Source organism: Bacillus sp. D48C, assembly GCF_053345735.1.
On sequence record NZ_JBKFAQ010000011.1, the window covers coordinates 24811 to 44557 of the forward strand.

At 34.4% G+C, this 19747-nt stretch carries 18 protein-coding genes; 17 read left to right on the plus strand and 1 reads right to left on the minus strand.

The window, feature by feature from the left end; all coding sequences use genetic code 11:
• Positions 1–178 precede the first annotated feature (178 nt).
• The 3 genes from ACLBXA_RS22505 (at position 179) to ACLBXA_RS22515 (ending at position 4602) form a co-directional block, all read left to right on the plus strand.
• On the plus strand, positions 179–2155 hold the full coding sequence (locus ACLBXA_RS22505) for a methyl-accepting chemotaxis protein (protein WP_000486198.1): 1977 nt from the start codon (positions 179–181) through the stop codon (positions 2153–2155).
• Positions 2156–2299: 144 nt separating this feature from the next.
• Positions 2300–3907, plus strand: coding sequence for an ATP-binding protein (locus tag ACLBXA_RS22510; protein WP_033669149.1), 1608 nt, complete (start codon positions 2300–2302; stop codon positions 3905–3907).
• A 2-nt stretch (positions 3908–3909) separates the two neighbouring features.
• Positions 3910–4602, plus strand: a complete 693-nt coding sequence (locus ACLBXA_RS22515) for a response regulator (RefSeq protein WP_000503468.1) — start codon at positions 3910–3912, stop codon at positions 4600–4602.
• A gap of 46 nt (positions 4603–4648) precedes the next feature.
• Here the strand turns inward: ACLBXA_RS22515 and ACLBXA_RS22520 are convergent, their stop codons facing one another.
• On the minus strand, positions 4649–5953 hold the full coding sequence (locus tag ACLBXA_RS22520; RefSeq protein WP_000880470.1) for a CitMHS family transporter: 1305 nt from the start codon (positions 5951–5953) through the stop codon (positions 4649–4651).
• A 254-nt stretch (positions 5954–6207) separates the two neighbouring features.
• On the opposite strand from ACLBXA_RS22520, the gene ACLBXA_RS22525 reads away from it, so the two are divergent.
• The 14 genes from ACLBXA_RS22525 (at position 6208) to ACLBXA_RS22590 (ending at position 19554) form a co-directional block, all read left to right on the plus strand.
• Positions 6208–6462, plus strand: a complete 255-nt coding sequence (locus ACLBXA_RS22525) for a hypothetical protein (protein WP_000857376.1) — start codon at positions 6208–6210, stop codon at positions 6460–6462.
• Between the two features lie 135 nt (positions 6463–6597).
• The gene (locus ACLBXA_RS22530) at positions 6598–7101 is read left to right on the plus strand and encodes a nitrous oxide reductase accessory protein NosL (protein ID WP_144514476.1); all 504 of its coding nucleotides are present in this window, start codon (positions 6598–6600) and stop codon (positions 7099–7101) included.
• A 441-nt stretch (positions 7102–7542) separates the two neighbouring features.
• Positions 7543–8412 carry an ankyrin repeat domain-containing protein gene (locus ACLBXA_RS22535; protein ID WP_000287334.1) on the plus strand — a complete coding sequence of 290 codons (870 nt, stop codon included), beginning with the start codon at positions 7543–7545 and terminating at the stop codon, positions 8410–8412.
• Positions 8413–8563: 151 nt separating this feature from the next.
• Positions 8564–9244, plus strand: coding sequence for a GNAT family N-acetyltransferase (locus ACLBXA_RS22540; protein ID WP_001239734.1), 681 nt, complete (start codon positions 8564–8566; stop codon positions 9242–9244).
• 308 nt (positions 9245–9552) lie between these two features.
• Positions 9553–10119 (plus strand): glycerol-3-phosphate responsive antiterminator, encoded by a 567-nt coding sequence (locus tag ACLBXA_RS22545; RefSeq protein WP_000472047.1) that lies wholly within the window; start codon positions 9553–9555, stop codon positions 10117–10119.
• Entirely contained in the window at positions 10116–11213 is a 1098-nt protein-coding gene (locus ACLBXA_RS22550) for an ABC transporter ATP-binding protein (protein ID WP_000571381.1), read from the plus strand. Before ACLBXA_RS22545 ends, ACLBXA_RS22550 begins: the two co-directional genes overlap by 4 nt.
• Positions 11213–12145 (plus strand): sugar ABC transporter permease, encoded by a 933-nt coding sequence (locus ACLBXA_RS22555; RefSeq protein WP_327955669.1) that lies wholly within the window; start codon positions 11213–11215, stop codon positions 12143–12145. The genes ACLBXA_RS22550 and ACLBXA_RS22555 overlap by 1 nt, the downstream gene beginning before the upstream one ends.
• A complete protein-coding gene (locus ACLBXA_RS22560) occupies positions 12142–12963 on the plus strand; it encodes a carbohydrate ABC transporter permease (RefSeq protein ID WP_000635948.1) in 822 nt (273 codons plus the stop codon). Before ACLBXA_RS22555 ends, ACLBXA_RS22560 begins: the two co-directional genes overlap by 4 nt.
• Positions 12964–12984: 21 nt before the next feature.
• Positions 12985–14361, plus strand: coding sequence for an ABC transporter substrate-binding protein (locus ACLBXA_RS22565; RefSeq protein WP_001055010.1), 1377 nt, complete (start codon positions 12985–12987; stop codon positions 14359–14361).
• A 557-nt stretch (positions 14362–14918) separates the two neighbouring features.
• Positions 14919–15623 (plus strand): metallophosphoesterase family protein, encoded by a 705-nt coding sequence (locus tag ACLBXA_RS22570; protein ID WP_000821983.1) that lies wholly within the window; start codon positions 14919–14921, stop codon positions 15621–15623.
• Positions 15624–15818: 195 nt separating this feature from the next.
• A complete protein-coding gene (locus ACLBXA_RS22575) occupies positions 15819–16490 on the plus strand; it encodes a response regulator transcription factor (RefSeq protein WP_002162940.1) in 672 nt (223 codons plus the stop codon).
• Positions 16487–17737 carry a sensor histidine kinase gene (locus ACLBXA_RS22580; protein WP_000715828.1) on the plus strand — a complete coding sequence of 417 codons (1251 nt, stop codon included), beginning with the start codon at positions 16487–16489 and terminating at the stop codon, positions 17735–17737. The genes ACLBXA_RS22575 and ACLBXA_RS22580 overlap by 4 nt, the downstream gene beginning before the upstream one ends.
• A gap of 232 nt (positions 17738–17969) precedes the next feature.
• Positions 17970–18791, plus strand: coding sequence for a hypothetical protein (locus tag ACLBXA_RS22585; protein ID WP_000728579.1), 822 nt, complete (start codon positions 17970–17972; stop codon positions 18789–18791).
• Between the two features lie 7 nt (positions 18792–18798).
• Positions 18799–19554: a C39 family peptidase gene (locus ACLBXA_RS22590; RefSeq protein WP_003255893.1), complete on the plus strand. Its 756-nt coding sequence runs from the start codon at positions 18799–18801 to the stop codon at positions 19552–19554.
• Positions 19555–19747 lie beyond the last annotated feature (193 nt).

The following is a 19747-nucleotide window of genomic DNA, read 5'->3' on the forward strand; positions in this document are numbered from 1 at the left end:
TACATTTTTATATATTGTTTTAATTATTTAATTTATATAGAATGAAAAAGGTATGTATCAATTCTTTATGATGTAGAAAAAGATAGAGAGTCTCATCGATACATTTAAATTGTATTATTTTTATAGAAAGATTAAATGTTAATTAATTACATTTAAAACGGTATGGAGGGGTAGAAGTATGTTTCAAGGGAAATTAAGGAGTAGTAGTTTAAAAACAAAGTTACTTGTATCATTTATTATTATTTTAATTCTTCCAAGTATTGTAATTGGTTGGACGTCTTATCAACAGGCGAAGACGAATTTTAATGAAACGATTTTGAACTCGGCGAAAGATAATATAAAAATTTTGGATAATGTAATTAATAAAGAATTGGATAGTAAAAAAATAGATGCAACTTATTTTACAAAATTATTCACACAATCAAGTTACCAAGCAGATCAAATTCAAAACATACAAAATAAACTAGAAGAATACAATAAACTGCATCCAGAAATGGAAGCAATCTATACAGGATCTAGTAATGGACAGTTTATTCAATCACCAGCTATTCAGATGCCAGATGGATATAATCCTACAGAAAGAGATTGGTATAAAGAGGCAGTGAAGAAAAGCGGAGAAGTAATTGTAACTGCTCCATATAAGTCAAAAACGACAGGTAATATTGTTATTACACTAGCAAAACAAAATGAGGATAAAAGTGGCGTTCTTGGGATTGACTTAATCATTAATGATATTGTTACTACTTCCAAGATGGTTAATATCGGTAAGGAAGGGTATGTAGCAATATTTGATCAAGATAAAAATGTAGTAGCGCACCCGACACTGAAGCCAGGAGAGAAATTAGAAGAGAAACTTAGTAAAGAATTGTATAAACAGGAAGCTGGGGATGTTCATTATTCGTTAGATGGTGAAGATCGTAATATCACTTTTAAAACGAATAAGAAAACTGGATGGAAAATAGCAGGAATTATGCCTTCCAAAGAAATTATCGAAGCGGCTGAACCTATTTTCTATAAAACAATAACTGTTCTTGGATTTTCGCTACTAATCGGTGGGATTGTAATTTACTTCATTATTGCGTCTATTATTAAACCGTTAAAACAACTTGTTATATCATCGAAGAAGATTAGTGAAGGCGATTTAACAGAATCAATTACAGTTCATTCTAAAGATGAAATTGGACAGCTAGGAGAAAGCTTTAACGAGATGGCTACATCGTTACATAGTGTCATTTCCAATATAAACATTTCAGCAAGTCATGTAGCAGCATCTTCAGAAGAATTAACAGCTAGTATGAAGCAGACAAGCGAAGCAACGGAACAAATTACACAGGCGATAGAGCAAGTATCGAGTGGTGCAGAAATACAAACGAAAGAAGTTGAAGAAGGAGCAACATTGTTAGAAGAAGTTACAGAAGGAATTCAGCGTGTTGCAGATAGTTCTTCATTAGTATCTACAGCCTCTATGTATACGAAGAAAAAAGCTGAAAATGGTGGGACGTTAGTTGAAAAAACTGTGAATCAAATGCAATTAATTCATGATTCTGTTTCACAGTCAGACAAAATCATTGGTTTGTTAGACGATAAGTCGAAACAAATTGGAGCAATTCTTGAAGTGATTCAACATATTGCAGAACAGACAAATTTATTAGCGTTAAATGCGGCAATTGAGGCTGCGAGAGCTGGAGAGCAAGGAAGAGGATTTGCAATTGTAGCAGATGAAGTGCGAAAGCTAGCAGAACAATCAGGAAAGTCTTCTACGGAAATTGGAAAACTAGTGAAAGAGATTCAATTTGATATAAAAGAAACAGTAAGCTCTATGAATCAAGTTGGAACAGAAGTACAATCAGGACTTGTAGTTGCAAATGAAACGAAGCAAAGCTTTGCCGAAATATTGAAGTCTACAAATGATACAGTTGTACAAATTGATAGCATGGTAGATGTAGCAAAACAAATGACGGTAGATGCAAAGCAAGTAAGTGCATCTATTAATGAAATTGCAGCTACGATTGAAGAAAATGCGGCAAGCGTTCAAAATATTGCTGGTTCCTCTGAGGAACAATTAGCTTCAGTAGATGAAATAAATGCAGCAGCAGTTCATTTATCACAAATGGCAGAAGAATTACAAGAGATGATTGGTAAGTTTAAAATATAATAATAAACTGTTAAGAAACGAAGTAGTGCTTATGCTTCGTTTCTTTTTTTATGAAGATAAAAAAGAAAGAAATATATAGTAAGCGTGTTATGATAATAAAAAACTGTATTTTCTTTAAATTCTATCTTTAATTATGTTAGGGGAATGGTTTTGACATTGAAAAAATTAAAACTACAACCGAGAATTACATTAACTATTAGTACACTTATTCTTGTTGTACTTTTGCTAACAAGTTATTTATTTTTTTACATATTATCTGAAACAGTAGAAGAGCAAATTGGTAAAAGGGCCTTGCATGTTGCGAAAACAGTTGCTGCGATACCAGAAATTCAGGAAGCTTTTCAAAAAGAAAATCCAGCTTCTATTATTCAGCCAATCGCAGAAAAAATTCGAATTGATACAGAAGCTGACTTTATTGTAGTTGGAAACAAAGAGGGGATTCGTTATGCGCATCCTGAGCGAGATAAAATAGGAGAAAAAATGGTTGGCGGAGATAATAAAGGCGTTTTATTAGAAGGGAAATCTTATGTTTCGAAAGCTAATGGATCGTTAGGCCCTTCATTGCGTGGGAAAGTCCCAATCCGTAACCAGGAAAATGAAATTATCGGTGTGGTGTCTGTTGGGTTTTCAATGGCTGATATTCATGGAGCAGTAGAAGTGTATGGAAAGCGTGTATTTTGGATTACAGTAATAGGTCTTTTAATTGGGGTAATCGGCTCTATATATTTAGCGGGAAGTATAAAAAGAATGATGTTCGGGATGGAGCCAGAAGAAATTTCATCTTTATATGAAGAGCATAGTACAGTGATTCAATCTGTACGTGAAGGGATTATTGTAATCGATAAAAATGGCATGATTAGTTTAGTCAATCAAGCAGCTTATGATATTCTTTCGCTAAATAAACAACAAAATATTATTGGGGAATTTATTTTAAATGTAATTCCTAATTCAACGATACTAGATGTATTTCAAACTGGTGAAGAACAGTTTGACCGCCAATTAAATATAAAAGGACAGGCTGTTATTGCGAACCGTCTACCTATTAAAGTAAAGAATAAAGTAACTGGCGTTGTATCGAGCTTACGTTTGAAATCTGAAATGGATCAGTTAACAGCAGAATTGTCCCAGACGAAGCAATATACAGAGGCATTGCGGGCGCAAACGCATGAATATAATAATTTATTGTATACGCTTTCGGGTCTTATCCAATTAGAATCATATGAAGATGCTTTAGAGCTTATTCATAAGGAAACAGCGGTATATCAAGATTTTGTTCAATTTATTATGAAGCGGATTCAAAATCCATGGCTAGGTGGAATTTTAATTGGATTTTATAATAGAGCACGAGAGTTGAAGATTGATTTTATGCTAGATAGAGAAAGTGGTTTAGACAAATTAAGTCCACATATTGAGAGTAATTATGTCGTTTCTATTTTAGGGAATTTAATTACGAATGCATTTGAAGCAATTGAAAAAAATGAAGAGAATGATAGGAAAGTAAGGATGTTTGTAACTGATATTGGAGAAGAAATATTAATTGAAGTGGAAGATTCAGGGCAAGGGATTCATGATGAAATAATTACTAGCATATTCTATAAAGGCTTTTCGACGAAAGAAGGAGGAGAGCGAGGATATGGATTAGCAAAAGTGAAAGAGTTAGTAGAAGATTTAAATGGAAGTATTGCAATTGAAAAAGGGGATTTAGGTGGTGCGTTATTTATTATTGCACTACCGAAAGAGAGAGGCGAATAGTAATGGGTGAGGAGATTGAAGTATTAATTGTAGAAGATGATATTCGGATTGCTGACATTCATCGTCGTTTTACTGAAAAAATTGAGGGATTTAAAGTAATTGGAACGGCAACGACTGGAGAACAAGCGAAAGAATGGCTAGAGCTTGTGAAGCCACAGCTCGTGTTATTAGATGTGTACTTACCTGATATGCAGGGAACGGAACTTGTCACATATATTAGGAATCATTTGCACGATACAGATATCATTATGATTACAGCGGCATCGGAAACAGATGTAGTGAGGCACGCCCTGCGGGGCGGAGTAACAGATTATATCGTAAAGCCACTAATGTTTGATCGATTTAAAGCAAGTCTAGAAGGCTATCAAAAAAAGATTATACAGTTAAAGAAGAACAATCAATTATCTACGGAACAAATTGAATATTTATGGTCTCAAAGAGGTGTGAAGGGAGATCAAATAGAATATGCCCCGAAAGGGATAGATCCTTATACTTTAGCGAAAGTAAAAAAGCATATGTTAACAGTTAATGAAGAAGGGATTACAGCAGAAATGTTAAGCTCAATGATTGGAGTAAGCCGATCAACGGCAAGGCGCTATTTAGAGTATTTGATATCTGGGAAGAAAGTCCACGCAGAGCTAATATATGGAAGTGTTGGGAGACCGGAGAGACGTTATTTTCTTGCTTCTTCATAATAAAAAACAGTAGAGGATTTTATTTCTTCTACTGTTTTTTTGCATCTTATATTGGAATAATCCCAATTACAATTCCGGTAATTAACATAACCATTGTCGTTCCAACGGCCCACAATAAAGTGAAGCGTTGATGTTCACCGAAATCAACTTTGGCCATTCCGACCAATAAATAAGTGGAAGCGACAAGAGGACTTAATAAGTGAACGGGTTGCCCAAGTAAGGAAGCGCGTCCCATTTCAGCTGCACTAATTCCGTAAGTAGCAGCAGCTTTCGTCAAAATAGGTAATACCCCGAAGTAAAATGCATCATTAGACATGAAAAATGTGAATGGCATACTAAGAAGAGCTGTAATAATTGGCAATTGTGGTCCAAGTACATCTGGTATAAGAGTTACTACACTGTTAGCCATCGCATCTACCATTTTTGTTCCGGATAAAATACCAGTGAAAATACCGGCAGCAAATACGAGAGAAACAACTGCTAATACATTCCCTGCATGAGAAGCAATACGTTCTTTCTGTTGTTCTAAGTTTGGATAGTTAATCATAACAGCAATAGCAAAAGCGACTGTAAATAAAACAGGTAACGGCATAACTTCTAGTATGAGACAGACAAGTAATGTAGCGGTTAATAAAAAGTTAATCCATAGAAGTTTAGGACGTTTATGTACTGCGGCTTCGACAGTTGCAGCTTGCTCATCCATTGTTTGCATTTGTTTTAAATACTGTACATCCATAATTCCTAAACGTTTTCTTTCTTTTTTTCCAAGATAGTAGGCAACGAAAACAACCCAAATTGCACCAGTAATCATTCCTGGAATAAGAGGTGTAAATAATTCGGAAGCATCAAGCCCAAGTGCGCTCATAACACGAGCTGTGGGTCCACCCCAAGGTGTAAGATTTGTTACCCCCGCCCCTAACATAACAACTCCAGCTAATATGAGGGGGTTCATTCCAAGGCGCTTATATAGTGGATACATTGCGGAAACTGTAATCATGTATGTTGTTGTACCGTCACCATCTAGAGAAACGATAATAGTCAATATAGCCGTTCCGACAACGATTTTTAAAGGATCTCCTTTTACAAATTTTAAAATCTTACTAATGACAGGATCGAATAAACCGCTATCAATCATAATCCCAAAATATAAAATAGCGAACATAAGCATAATACCAGTAGGTGCTAATTTTTGAATTCCCTCTAACATCATAGGCCCCATATTGGCATAGAATCCGCCAATTAATGCAAAAACACTCGGAATTAATATTAATGCTACTAGCGCTGACATACGTTTCGTCATAATTAAAAACATAAAGACAAATACCATCGCAAATCCAAGTAGTGCTAACATGTAATTTCCCCCTCAAAAGAATGATTGCGCTTTCAAAATAGAATAAAAATTCAGAAAAAGGTTTTTTATTTATAATAAAAGCATCTATTCAAATGGTAAATAATTTGAAAAATAACATCATTAGAAGCATAATTTTTATTTTGTTCATTTTGTTCACGGTAGTTAATTTGAATTTTTAAAAAGTAAGCTGCTCCTCGTAAGAATGGTAGAATAAGATGAAAATAGTGAAGTGTGAAATAGGGAGTAGATGTTATATGAAAACGAGAATTGAAGAGATTTATAGCTCTTATGAAGGAAAAGTAGAGGAGATTTTTATTAATGAATCTTCTTACGTATATGAATGGGAAAAATTACTGATGATCCGAAAAAATGACGGTGAGCTAAAAAAAATTGCAGTCGGGATTAGTGGAAATATAAGATTGGTAAATGTAGAAGTTGGACAGGAAATTAGTGCGGATACATTATTAGTTAAGTTAGAAGATGATTTGTTAATTACAGGCTGCGAGTGATGAGAGATGTGTAGAAATAACTACACATCTTTTTTTGTTTCCTATATTACAAAAAGCACATTGTTTTTTCACAAATCTCACACAACCTTTTGGTATTCTTTTCGTGAAGTATACGGTTTCTAGGGAGGAATATTGATGAAAGTAAAATATGTTGTACTTGCTATATGTTTATGTTTCATATTTACAGTAGTCGGGTGTGGGAAAAAGGAAACAGCAGCTGTTGCCATTGATGAGAAACATGATAAATGTGATATTTGTCAAATTGGGGTAACAGATAATCAATTTGCAACAGAAATTATTTTAGAAAATGGAAAAGCGTTAAAGTTTGATGATATCGGTTGTATGTATAAATGGATCGAGATCAACTCAGATGAAAAGACGAAAGAGAAATTTGTTCGAGATTATGATTCGAAAGATTGGATTTCGTTAGAAGACGCTACTTACGTATATGATAAAACAATAACGACACCGATGGCTTATAATGTCATTTCATTTAAAAATAAAAAAGATGCAGAGAGCTTTGTATCTAACTATAAGGGCAAAGTTCTTTCGTATAAAGAGTTAGCAGAGCATAAATGGGAAATGAATAAAGAGATGATGGGGAAACCGAAAGCAGGAAATCATGGTGGACATCATTAATAATAGAAAAAGACAACTATATAGTTGTCTTTTTCTATTATTACTCAGGTGCAAATATAGAAAAGGTGTAAAATTTTTAGAAGAACGGTTACAATGGAATATAGTAACCTAAAGCAATCATTTATCCCGCATTAACGGGCAGTAAGATCCCCACCTCAAAATTTAGTGAAAGCAAAGAATTTAGGTGGAGATCAACTGCCCGTAAAAGCCCGATTGGTGTGGGCTAATAATTAGTGGTGGATGAACAAAACCCCCACTAATTAAAGTTTCACTTTATGTACTTTTTAGAAATGTATACAAATGCGGTAAAAACGTGCTAAACTAATTGCTTCATAATGTTAATGATGGGGCCATCAGGCGTATCATTTCAATAGGTTGAGAAACATAGTATAAGCTTAAGATAATCTGATTAAAGAAGGAATCTAAAGGGCTTATGGATAAATGTACTCAAGAAGAGTTATTGTATGTGATGGAGGAATGGTTAAGAAAACATTATCTTTCATAGGAGCTGTAGTTGTGAGAAAACAAAAAATTTTATTATGTATTTTATTAGGACTTTTAATGACGGTAGTGGCTTGCGATAAGCAAGAAGAACCAGAATCGAAACCGGTTCATGTGAAAAATGAAAAGAAAAAAGAGAAGCATAAAGAACAGGAAGAATCTAAAGAAGAGAAAAGTATAAATTTAATGGACAAACAGTTGTTACTTTCAGCTACTCTTGGAGACACAGAGACAGCTATGAAGTTGATTCAGGATGGAGCGAATATAAACGTAGAAGGTGACAACGGAGAAACGCCTGTCCTTGCAGCGACGTACCAAAATCATGTAGAGACAGTTAAAGCATTAATTGGTGCAGGTGCTAATATTGAAATTAAAGATGAGAAAAAAAGTAATCCACTTCTTTATGCAAGTAGAGAAGGATATACGGATATTGTAAAAGTATTAATTAATGCAGGAGTTAATACGAAAGAAACGACTAAGTCAGGTGGAACAGCACTTATTTCTGCATCTGAGCGTGGCCATGTAGAGGTTGTTAAAGAATTATTAGAGCATACAGATATTGATGTGAATTATAAAAATGAACGTGGTGGAACAGCGCTATTAGAAGCAATTGTATTAGGAAATGGTAGTGAAAACCATAAGAAAGTAATTCAATTGCTTATTGATCACGGTGCAGATGTAAATATGGCTAACAAGGAACATCTGACGCCACTGCAATACGCTGAAAAAAGAGGTTTTAAAGATATTGTAAATATGTTGAGGGTAGCTGGAGCAAATGAAGTAGTACAGCCACAACAACCAGTAGAGTAAAAAACGAAAAATAATCCCATTTAGATAGACAGAATGAAGAAATCAGTTAGTATGATGGATTCAGTAATGTGTATTTGAATGGGATTTTTGTTTTGAACATGAAAAATAGATTATGAATGGATGGTATATGGAGTAAATAAGGAGGATAAAAATGAGGCTCTCAGAACTTGATTTAATAGTAATTCAGGTAGAGGTTTTGTTTGTTCATAATCAAGTCGGAAAAATGAAATATGTAAATGAACAAGGAAATCCGAAAGCACCACGTTTTTTTCTTGGCAGAACTCGTGAAGGGAGTATAACGAGATATCATTGTAATGTGGATGATGAAACGGTAAGTAAGATTGAGAAGTTAATTCAAGAACCTTCAAAGCATATAGAGATAGCAAAGATTATTAATGTATTAAATGAAGAAAGAACAGTGAAAAATATTTGGATGGGTCCTGCTTTCATGTTTCATAGTAATTTACATAAGCCGACTAGAACAATACAAATAACTGAGAAGAATAGAGAGCTTTTGCGAGAAAATTTTCCTAATCTAATAGAACAGATGGAATGGAGGAAACCTTATTTTGCAATTGTAAAAAATGAAAAGGTAGTTTCTGTTTGTTGCAGTGCCAGAAGTACGCCCGTAGCTGCTGAGGCAAGTGTGGAAACTTTAGCGGAGTTTCAAGGGAACGGATATGGTACTGATGTTGTTACAGCCTGGGCGATATCATTACAAGAAGAAAAACGCATTCCACTTTATAGTACTTCTTGGGATAATTATGCTTCACAAGCAGTTGCGAGAAAACTAAAACTAATTAACTATGGAATGAATTTACATATTGATTGAATTTTAAGTATTGTTTCGTTCTATTTGTTTATATTTTAATATCTAGATTAATTTAAATAGTGATATGGTGAATATTAACATTCGGTTAACATCTAATTAACAATCTATCAAAACTGACTTAATAAATGCGTAATATAGTAAAGGTAACAAAATAACTAGGGTAGAGAACATTTGAGAACACCCACTTACATATAATGTGCCACTTTCTTAGGTGTGCTCTATTCTCTAGAGTTCAAATAAGGAGAAAGGCGTTCTATGTAAGTAGGTGTTTTTAGTTTGGATAAAAATAGAACAGTTAGGTGGAATGAATGTTTAAAGAATCTTATATTGCGATGATAAAGGATTGGAAAGGATACAAAGCATACAAAAAATTGCCGAAAACAGTTTTTCTTATGACTGGTTCAATGCTGGAATTACCAGAGCGTGTATATGAATTGCAGAAACATGGACATGATGTATTTCTTCATTGTGATTTTATACAAGGCTTAAATACGAATACAGAGGAAGCACTTTTGTATATTGAAGATGTTATCGGGGCACAAGGTATTATTTCAACAAAGGGTTCGACAATTCGAAATGCTAATAAAATTGGATTGAAAACAATTCAACGTATTTTTATTGTAGATACTTTATCCCTTACTAAATCAATTGAAAATTGTAAAACGACTAAACCAAATGCAGTAGAGATTATGCCGGGGATTATGCCTTCTATAATTAAACAGCTAGCAGAGGAAATAGAGTTTCCTATTATTGCAGGCGGGCTGATTCAAACGCGAGAAGATGCGGAAATTGCAATTCGTGCAGGAGCAAGTGCGATTTCAACAAGTCATTATGAAGTATGGATACATGAAGAAAAAAGGAGTGCAACCTTGTGATTGAATTGAAAAATGTTTCAAAGGTATATAAAAATGCAGAAGAGACAGCGGTTAAAGGCGTATCGGTTCATATTAAGAAGGGCGAATTTTTTGTTTTAGTTGGACCTTCGGGATGCGGGAAAAGCACATTATTACGAATGATCGCTGGCTTAGAAGAGATTTCTTCGGGAGATTTAATTATTAATGAACGTGTTGCAAATGATCTAGAGCCGAAAGACCGTAATCTATCAATGGTATTTCAAAATTATGCATTATATCCACACTTATCTGTAGAAGAAAATATTTTATTTGGACTTAAGGTAAGAAAAGTACAAAAAGAAGAGCGACAAAAGCGATTAATGGAAGCTATTGAAATGGTAGGACTGAAAGAGTATGTGAAAATGAAACCAGGCCAATTATCAGGCGGACAAAGACAGCGTGTTGCGCTTGCTAGGGCGATCGTGAGTCAAGCACCAATCTGTTTAATGGATGAACCACTTTCGAATTTAGATGCGAAATTACGTGCGCAAATGAGAATTGAAATTAGAGAAATTCAGCAGCGATTAGGAATTACGATGATTTACGTTACCCACGATCAAATAGAAGCGATGACTATGGGAGATCGTATTATGGTTTTAAATAAAGGAAGTATACAGCAAGTTGGAACACCACTTGACATATATAACGAACCAGCAAACGAATTTGTTGCAAGCTTTATAGGTTCTCCTTCTATGAATATAAATGATGGAGAAGTGGATAAAGAAAAAGGTGTATTACATATAGGGAAATTGCAAATTCCATTATCTATTGGACAGTTAAAGCAATTACCAGAAGGAATAATTCGTATAGGCATGCGTCCTGAGCATATTGCACTGTCTGAGGAAGGACAAGAAGTGACGCTGCAATCTGTAGAAGTATTAGGGAATGAATCTATATTAAACTTTGCGGTAAATGGAACAATTTGGAGTGCGAAAGTCATCGGACAGTTACTCTTGAACAAAGGTGACAAAGTAAAATTATTATTCTCGCAAGAAAAGTTATGCTTCTTTAACGAAAACACGAATGAACGCTTAAAAGTGGTAGCTGAAGAAGAGTTGAAAGTGGTGGCGAAATAATGATCGAAGTAAGTAAGTTACCAGTTCAAACAAAGGTGTCAAAAAAGAAAAAATTATGGGGGAGAACGAAAGATTTAAGAATAGGATTATTGTTTTTGGCGCCATCTATTTTGCTATTTTCGATTTTTCTGTTCTATCCATTGTTTAGGACGATTTACTATAGTTTTTATTTAACCGATATACATGGAGAAGCTAATCTTTTCGTTGGCTTAGAAAATTATCAATATTTATTCTCTGATCCAGCCTTCTACAAAAGTATAAAATCAACTTTACTATTTGTTTTATATACAGTGCCTACGAGTATTATATTTGCTTTGTTTCTTGCATTGATTGCAAATGGAAAGGTAAGAGGTATTGGGTTATTCCGAGTTCTGTTTTCTTCGACGATGGGAATATCAGTAGCTGCTAGTGCAGTGATTTGGCTATTTTTATTTCATCCAAGTGTAGGATTATTTAATAATATATTAGCCGCTATGAATCTTCCTGCAATCGCATGGTTAACGAGTCCGGACTGGGCACTATTCTCTGTATCAGTTACAACAGTTTGGGTGAATACAGGGTTTGCATTTTTAGTTATATTAGGTGGTTTACAAAATATCGATACGTCTTTATATGAGAGTGCATCTATAGATGGTGCTAGTTATTTATATAAGCTTCGCCGTGTTACATTACCGATGCTATCGCCAACTTTATTCTTTATTGTAACCGTAACGTTAATTAGTGCGTTCCAAAGTTTTGGACAAATTGATATTTTAACGCACGGTGGACCGAATGATGCAACGAATTTGATTGTGTACTCGATTTACAAAGAGGCGTTTGTGAATCATCAATTTGGAACAGCAAGTGCACAAGTGATGGTATTATTTGTTTTCATTTTCGTTGCTACATTACTTCAATTTAAGTTTGCTGAGAGAAAGGTGCATTATAAATGATTGTTAAACAGTGGAAACAAAATTTCCTATTATACATGCTGCTCATTATTAGTGCAGTAATGGTATTTTTTCCTGTACTGTATGCATTTTTAATAAGTTTTATGACACCAGACGATATTCAAATGAGAAGGTTATTTCCGACCCAGTTTACTTTTGATAATTTCATTAATATTTTTCAAAAAGTACCACTTTTTACATACTTATATAACAGTTTAATTGTATCGACAGTCGTTATGATTGGACAACTTATCGTATCAAGTTTAGCAGCTTATGCTTTTGTTTTTCTTCAGTTTAAAGGGAGAAACTTAATTTTCTTCCTGTTTATTTCAACGATGCTGATTCCGTGGGAAGCAACGATGGTGCCTAACTTTTTAACGATTCAAAACTTTGGCTGGATCAATAGTTTCGCCGGGATGACAGTGCCGTTTTTTGCAACAGCTTTCGGTATTTTCTTGTTACGTCAACATTTTATGACACTTCCGAATGAACTAAAAGAAGCTGCGTTTATTGAAGGGATTGGAAATGTAAGGTTTTTATTCAGCGTTGTAATTCCGTATTGTAAAACGAGTTTTATTACGCTTGGAGTATATAGCTTTTTAACAACATGGAATATGTATTTATGGCCACTTTTAGTGACCACTGATGAAAAAGTAAGAACAGTGCAAATCGGTGTGAAGCAGCTTCAGTCTCAAGAAGTTGCAACTGATTGGGGAAGCGTAATGGCCGGTGTTACGGTTATCGTTATTCCAACATTGATTTTACTATTTTTAGGGCAAAAGCAATTACAACAAGGATTAACAAAAGGTGCAATTAAATAATTAAGAGAAGGTGAGATTTAAATGAATCTAGTAAAAAAAGGTGCTGCTCTATTAATGGTAGCAACAATGGCATTATCTAGTGTCGCTTGTTCAAATAGTAAAACAGAGGGAAAACCTGAAGCACAGGCAAAAGTAGCACCAGTTGAAAAAAATGGTGATAAAACAGTAATTCGCTTCTGGCATGCGATGGGTGGAAAAACACAAGGAGTACTAGAGGGTCTTGTTGCAGACTATAATAAGTCGCAAAATAAATACGAGATAAAGGCAGAGTTCCAAGGGACATATGAAGAGTCTTTAACGAAATTTAGAACGATGTCTGCAACGAAAGAAGCGCCAGCTCTTGTTCAATCGAGTGAAATTACAACGAAATATATGATTGATAGCAAAAAAATCACACCAATTGATAGCTGGATAAAAAAAGATAAGTACGATACGTCAAAATTAGAAAAAGCAATTACAAATTATTATTCAGTTGATGGAAAAATGTATTCTATGCCATTTAATTCATCTACACCAGTATTAATTTATAATAAAGATGCTTTCGCAAAGGCGGGCTTAGATCCAGAGAAAGCTCCAAAAACATATGCGGAATTACAAGAAGCAGCGAAAAAGTTAACGATTAAAGAAGGCGGAAATGTAAAACAATATGGATTCTCCATGCTTAACTATGGTTGGTTCTTTGAAGAGTTGTTAGCGACACAAGGTGCTTTATATGTAAATAACGAAAACGGCCGTAAAGATGCTGCAAAGAAGGCGGTATTTAACGGTAAAGAAGGACAGAAAGTATTTGGAATGTTAGATGATTTAAATAAAGCTGGCGCACTTGGAAAGTATGGAGCAAGTTGGGATGATATTCGTGCTGCGTTCCAGTCTGGACAAGTTGCTATGTATTTAGATTCTTCAGCAGGTGTTCGTGATTTAATTGATGCATCTAAGTTTAATGTAGGTGTTTCATATATTCCATATCCAGAGGATTCGAAACAAAATGGTGTTGTCATTGGAGGCGCATCATTATGGATGACGAATATGGTTTCAGAAGAAACGCAACAAGGTGCTTGGGACTTTATGAAATATTTAACGAAGCCAGACGTACAAGCGAAATGGCATACGGCAACAGGCTATTTCTCAATTAATCCAGATGCATATAATGAGCCGTTAGTAAAAGAGCAATATGAAAAATATCCACAGTTGAAAGTAACAGTAGATCAACTGCAAGCGACGAAGCAATCTCCAGCAACACAAGGTGCTTTAATTAGTGTATTCCCAGAATCACGAGATGCAGTTGTAAAAGCATTGGAAGCAATGTATGACGGAAAGAATAGTAAAGAGGCGTTAGATGAAGCTGCCAAAGCAACAGATAGAGCAATTAGCATTTCAGCTCGTACGAGTCAAAAATAAGAGAAAGCCGTATCCTTAAAAGGGATACGGCTTTCTTTATAGGGAGATAAGGGATCAAAGAAATGATGAAGTCTTATCTCTTTTATATGAGTAAAGGGTCTAGAGTGAATGTTGTCCTTTTCATTATTTATTCAACTCCATTGCGACTTGTTTACCATTTACGAAAACCTCTACTATCGCTACTACAACTTCCATTACTTTTTTCATCTCTCATCTCTCCTTGTTTTTTGTTTCATTTCTTACTCTCAGTATAAGGAGATACAGTAATTACAACTATCGAATTGGATGACAAGAGACTTACATTGTTGTAAGGATAATAGTTTAGTTTGTAATAAAGTGAAACTTTAATCAATGGGGCTTTTCTTCATCCCCCAATGATTATTAGCCCTCACCAATCGGGCTTTTACGGGCAGCCCTACCCCCACCTAACTTCTTTGCTTCTGCTGAATTTTGAGGTGGGGGTCTTACTGCCCGTTAATGCGAGATAAATTTAATTCAAGGTTAAGATTCGGAATTTTCCGTTGTTTTGAACTATAATTAGAAAGAGGGGGGATAATATGAAAAGAATTCTTGTTATTAGTGATATTCATGGAGAAATAGAAAAGTTCGAACAGTTGTTGAAAGAAGCTCAATATGATGCGAAACAGGATCAATTAATCTTACTGGGAGATTATGTAGATCGTGGTCCAAATGCGCGTGCTGTAATTGAAAAGGTAAAAGAATTGAAAGAAGAGGGAGCTCTCATTTTAAAAGGAAATCATGAAGATATGATGATTAAGGCGTTAACGACAAATGAGGAACGTTCATGGAACCATTGGGTAAAAAGAAATGGTGGAGATAAGACATTATATAGTTATGGATTTCTAGAAGAAGATATTGTGGTTAATGAGAAAGACTTCCAAAAACCGATTTTACAATCTTCTGTATTAGAGGAACATATAAAGTTTATTCAAGAATTAGATCATTACATTGAAACAGAAGAGTATATATTTGTACATGCTGGGGTTGAGCCGATGAAACGAGTTTCTGAATCTGAACCATATACGTTAATGTGGATCCGTAATGAATTTCATAATGGATATAGCGGTGAAAAGGTTGTTGTATTTGGGCATACGGAAACAAAAACGCTTCATAGTAGTGAGGATTGCGGAGTGTATTTTGGTAGTAATCGTATTATTGGAATTGATGGCGGGGCTGTGTATGGTGGTCAGCTAAATTGTTTGGAGTTGCCAAGTAAAAAGGTATATGTAATAAAAAATTGAAAGAGATAAGAGGAATCTTATTTCTTTCAATTTTTTATTAAGGTAAATTTAAGACAAAGTTTTTATAATAAAATTTCAAAATTTTAGAAGGAAATAGTTGAAAATGAAATTACGTAATATAACTACATTCTTTTGTTATGAAGAGAAGAAATGTAATAATAAATAGAATTGAACTATTTGATGGAAGGTGAGAGCATGCGCTTACTTGTAGTAGAAGATAATACTTCGTTATTAGAGTCTATCGTACAAATTTTGCGTGATGAATTTGAAGTAGATACGGCAATAAATGGAGAAGATGGATTGTTTTTAGCGCTTCAAAATATATATGATGCAATTTTGTTGGATGTGATGATGCCAGGGATGGACGGATTTGAAGTGATTCAAAAAATACGTGATGAAAAGATTGAAACACCAGTCCTGTTTTTGACAGCGAGAGATTCTTTAGAAGATCGGGTGAAGGGATTGGACTTTGGTGGAGATGACTATATCGTTAAGCCATTTCAGGCCCCTGAATTAAAAGCGAGAATTCGCGCTTTACTACGCAGAAGTGGTAGTTTAACAACGCAGCAAACGATTCGCTATAAAGGGATTGAATTGTTCGGAAAAGATAAAGACGTTCAAGTAGATGGACAAGGTATTAAGTTGACATTGAAACAATATGAGCTACTAGAGTATCTCATTCAAAATAGCGGGAAGATTTTAATGCGTGAACAAATTTTTGATCGTGTTTGGGGATTTGATTCAGATACGACAGTAGCAATTGTAGAAGTGTATGTGCATCATTTACGTAAAAAATTAGAGCCATTCGGTTATCAGAAAGATATTCAAACCGTTCGAGGTATTGGATATATATTAAAAGAACAATGAAAAAAGGAAGTATGTTTCAAAAGACACGCATTCGTTTGACTATAGTGAATTCATTAGTATTTATCCTATTAATAGGTATATTAGGCAGTATTATTTATTCATACACATATAAGCGTATTTATAATGAAGTGGATCAATCTATAAAAATGATGGCTCAGTATAGAGAAAAATTAGATGTTAAAATACCACCAAGAAAACGCATAGAGAATATCCAGATTGGAGATCCGCGAGTAACTAGAATAACTTGGAATGGGAAAATAGTGAAAATAGAGGGCGATAACCGTAAATTCCGTTCTATTTTTGAAGAGAATTTGGAAAAGTTTTCTCCAAAAAAATTAGGGGAGTTACAAGATATTGAAGTACAAGGACGATATTTTAGAGCATTTTCGCTTCAAAAAGATGGAGAAATAGTTCAAATCGTGCGAGATATAACAGCGGAAGAAAGAATGTTAAATACTTTATTTTTAATCCTCGTTATAGGTTGTAGCATAGGAAGCCTCTGTGCGATAGGTATCGGCTTTTTCCTAGCTGGCAGAGCACTTGTACCTATTCAAAATTCATGGGAGAAACAGCAGCAATTCGTTTCTGATGCATCACATGAACTAAGGACACCGCTTGCAGTTATTCAATCAAAAACGGATGTGTTATTCCAATCACCATCCGCTACGATAGAAGAAAAAGCGATGGATATTTCTACAATTTCAAAAGAATGTAGGCGGTTATCGAAACTCGTTAGTAATTTATTATTGCTAGCACGTTCTGATTCTAATCAAATTGAGATGGATAAGAAAACATTTGAACTTGATAAATTGTTAGAAGAAATAGTAGCTCCATATAAAGAGATTGCTTCTTATCAGGAAAAAGAAATGATACTAAAAGTAGAACGTGGTGTATCTTTTATGGGGGATAGAGAGCGGATTCATCAAATGATGGTCATACTGTTAGATAATGCGATGAAGTATACAAACGAAGGTGGGCATATTCAAATAGATTGTACGCAAACGAGTAGTTCAATTCGTATACAGGTGAAGGATGACGGGATAGGAGTGAAAGAAGAAGATATTCCGAAATTATTTGATCGTTTTTATCAAGGGGATAAAGCAAGAAGTACGTCAGAAGGAGCTGGATTAGGTCTTTCAATCGCAAATTGGATTGTAGAAAAGCATTATGGAAAAATATCAGTAGAGAGCAGATGGGGAAATGGCACTTGTTTTGAAGTGATTTTTCCTAAAAATCAAAAAATATAAGTAAGAAGACGATCTTGTTTTTACAAGGTCGTCTTTTTTTTAAGGGAAAGTTAAGAAACTATTTATATTATGTATGGCATAAAGAACGTTCGTTACATGAAGAAGAGACTAGGTGTATGTGAGTGGATTTTATCAATCATAATGTTATCTCAAGCAGCGATGAGATGTATGTATAGTATTAAAAAAATTATGGGAATGCTGAAAAAGAAAGTGTAAGAGGGAGGAATTAATTTTGAAAAAGAAAATGATGACGGTATTCACTATTGGAGTAATGAGTTTAAGCATATTAGGGGGTGCCTCTCCTTCTGAAACACAAAAAGGAAAGACAGATTACACGCAGCGCAGTAAAGAACAATTGAACAATGGTAAGATACATGCAGTGCATACAGAAGAAAAAGCAGAGGAACTAGGTATTGAAACGGAAGGAAAAGAACAAATTACATTAGAAAAAGAAATTCATGAAACAGAAGTAGGAAGGGAAGCAGAGCAGTTAGGTATTTCGATTGAAGGAAAAGATGTTGGGATGCTGTCAGAAGAAATCTATGAAACAAAAGTAAAGCAAGAAGCGTTAAAGCTAGGTATATCTATAGAGAATACATCAATTGTAGATTTAATTACTCAAATTAATACGATTAAAATTAAAGATGAAGCAGATAAATTAGGCATTTCTACAGATGGAAAAGAAATTGAAGACATCGCGGAAGAAATCTACGGAACGAAAGTAAGAGAAGAAGCAGGAAAGTTAGACATTTCTCAAAAAGGAAAAGAAATTGAAGAGTTAGCACAAGAAGTGTACGAACAAAAAGTACAGGAAGAAGCAAAAAAATATCATATTGATTTGTACGGTAAAGATATATATCAAATATTAAAAGAAATTAATGAACAAAAGGTGCTACAAATGGCAGATGAGCTTAATATGGATAAAATGAATATGAATATTCAAGAGTTAGCGGAAAAGATAAAAAAAGATCAGCCTGAAAAAGGAAAAGAACTAAATTTTGTACCGATGATTAGAACGGATGCTGACGCATTTTATTCTTATTTAACGAATTAATAAGGGCGTGAAAGTGATAAGAAAATTGAAGTGGTATATATGTACAGCTTTACTAGGTGCAGCAATATGGAGTGTATATACAAATGGAATTCCAAAGTATGTAGAGAAGTTTACATTCTCAAATATACAAAGAGGAAAAGAAACGGAGTTTAGTAATAACGATGAAAAAGTCATCTTATCAAATGTTCCATTAATTCAGCAGTTACCAGAATTGGATAGAGGCTGTGAAGTGACAAGTTTAGCAATGATGTTACAATACGCTGGTGTTTCAGTGGATAAGATGACATTAGCAAATGAAATAAAAAAAGTTGATTTTATAGACGATGGTGTGCGCGGGAATCCAAATGAAGGATTTGTAGGTAATATTTATACATTCTCTGAATCAGGATATGGTGTATATCATGGGCCACTTTTTCAGTTAGCAGAAAAATATTTACCTAATAAAGCTGTAGACTTAACTGGGAAGAATATAGAAGAGATTTATAAGAGTGTAAAAGCAGGGAAACCGGTAGTCATGATTACGAATGCAACATTTGCACCATTAGATGAAGATGAATTTACTACATGGGAAACAAATAGTGGAGATGTTTCTATTACGTATAATGAACATTGTATTGTACTTATTGGGTATGATCAGGAATCTGTATATATTCGAGATCCACTTGAGGATAGCTTAGATGTAAAAGTACCGAGAGAAAGCTTTGAACAGGCATGGGTGCAAATGGGGAGTCAGGCAATTAGTTATGTAAAGAGCTCCAAATAAATTAGGATGAAGAGTTTTAGTAAGATGACTATAAGGCGAAGGATAGAGATTGAAGATTATAAGAGAAATTTTTTAGAGTAGAAGCTGTTGAGAAATAAGAGAACTTTAGTATATATAATGCTAAAGTTCTCTTATTTTATGATTAAAATCCTTATTAAGGAGTGAATATGGAAAAATGCATAATTGACGAAAA

What these genes read in the sequence shown, in the direction of transcription:
- ACLBXA_RS22555 (WP_327955669.1), top strand. Translation starts at nt 11,213, where the DNA reads ATGATCGAAGTAAGTAAGTTACCAGTTCAAACAAAGGTGTCAAAAAAG.
- ACLBXA_RS22510 (WP_033669149.1), top strand. Translation starts at nt 2,300, where the DNA reads ATGGTTTTGACATTGAAAAAATTAAAACTACAACCGAGAATTACATTA.
- ACLBXA_RS22545 (WP_000472047.1), top strand. Translation starts at nt 9,553, where the DNA reads ATGTTTAAAGAATCTTATATTGCGATGATAAAGGATTGGAAAGGATAC.
- ACLBXA_RS22565 (WP_001055010.1), top strand. Translation starts at nt 12,985, where the DNA reads ATGAATCTAGTAAAAAAAGGTGCTGCTCTATTAATGGTAGCAACAATG.
- ACLBXA_RS22505 (WP_000486198.1), top strand. Translation starts at nt 179, where the DNA reads ATGTTTCAAGGGAAATTAAGGAGTAGTAGTTTAAAAACAAAGTTACTT.
- ACLBXA_RS22570 (WP_000821983.1), top strand. Translation starts at nt 14,919, where the DNA reads ATGAAAAGAATTCTTGTTATTAGTGATATTCATGGAGAAATAGAAAAG.
- ACLBXA_RS22535 (WP_000287334.1), top strand. Translation starts at nt 7,543, where the DNA reads ATGTACTCAAGAAGAGTTATTGTATGTGATGGAGGAATGGTTAAGAAA.
- ACLBXA_RS22540 (WP_001239734.1), top strand. Translation starts at nt 8,564, where the DNA reads ATGAGGCTCTCAGAACTTGATTTAATAGTAATTCAGGTAGAGGTTTTG.
- ACLBXA_RS22520 (WP_000880470.1), bottom strand. Translation starts at nt 5,953, where the DNA reads ATGTTAGCACTACTTGGATTTGCGATGGTATTTGTCTTTATGTTTTTA.
- ACLBXA_RS22560 (WP_000635948.1), top strand. Translation starts at nt 12,142, where the DNA reads ATGATTGTTAAACAGTGGAAACAAAATTTCCTATTATACATGCTGCTC.
- ACLBXA_RS22525 (WP_000857376.1), top strand. Translation starts at nt 6,208, where the DNA reads ATGAAAACGAGAATTGAAGAGATTTATAGCTCTTATGAAGGAAAAGTA.
- ACLBXA_RS22530 (WP_144514476.1), top strand. Translation starts at nt 6,598, where the DNA reads ATGAAAGTAAAATATGTTGTACTTGCTATATGTTTATGTTTCATATTT.
- ACLBXA_RS22575 (WP_002162940.1), top strand. Translation starts at nt 15,819, where the DNA reads ATGCGCTTACTTGTAGTAGAAGATAATACTTCGTTATTAGAGTCTATC.
- ACLBXA_RS22580 (WP_000715828.1), top strand. Translation starts at nt 16,487, where the DNA reads ATGAAAAAAGGAAGTATGTTTCAAAAGACACGCATTCGTTTGACTATA.
- ACLBXA_RS22515 (WP_000503468.1), top strand. Translation starts at nt 3,910, where the DNA reads ATGGGTGAGGAGATTGAAGTATTAATTGTAGAAGATGATATTCGGATT.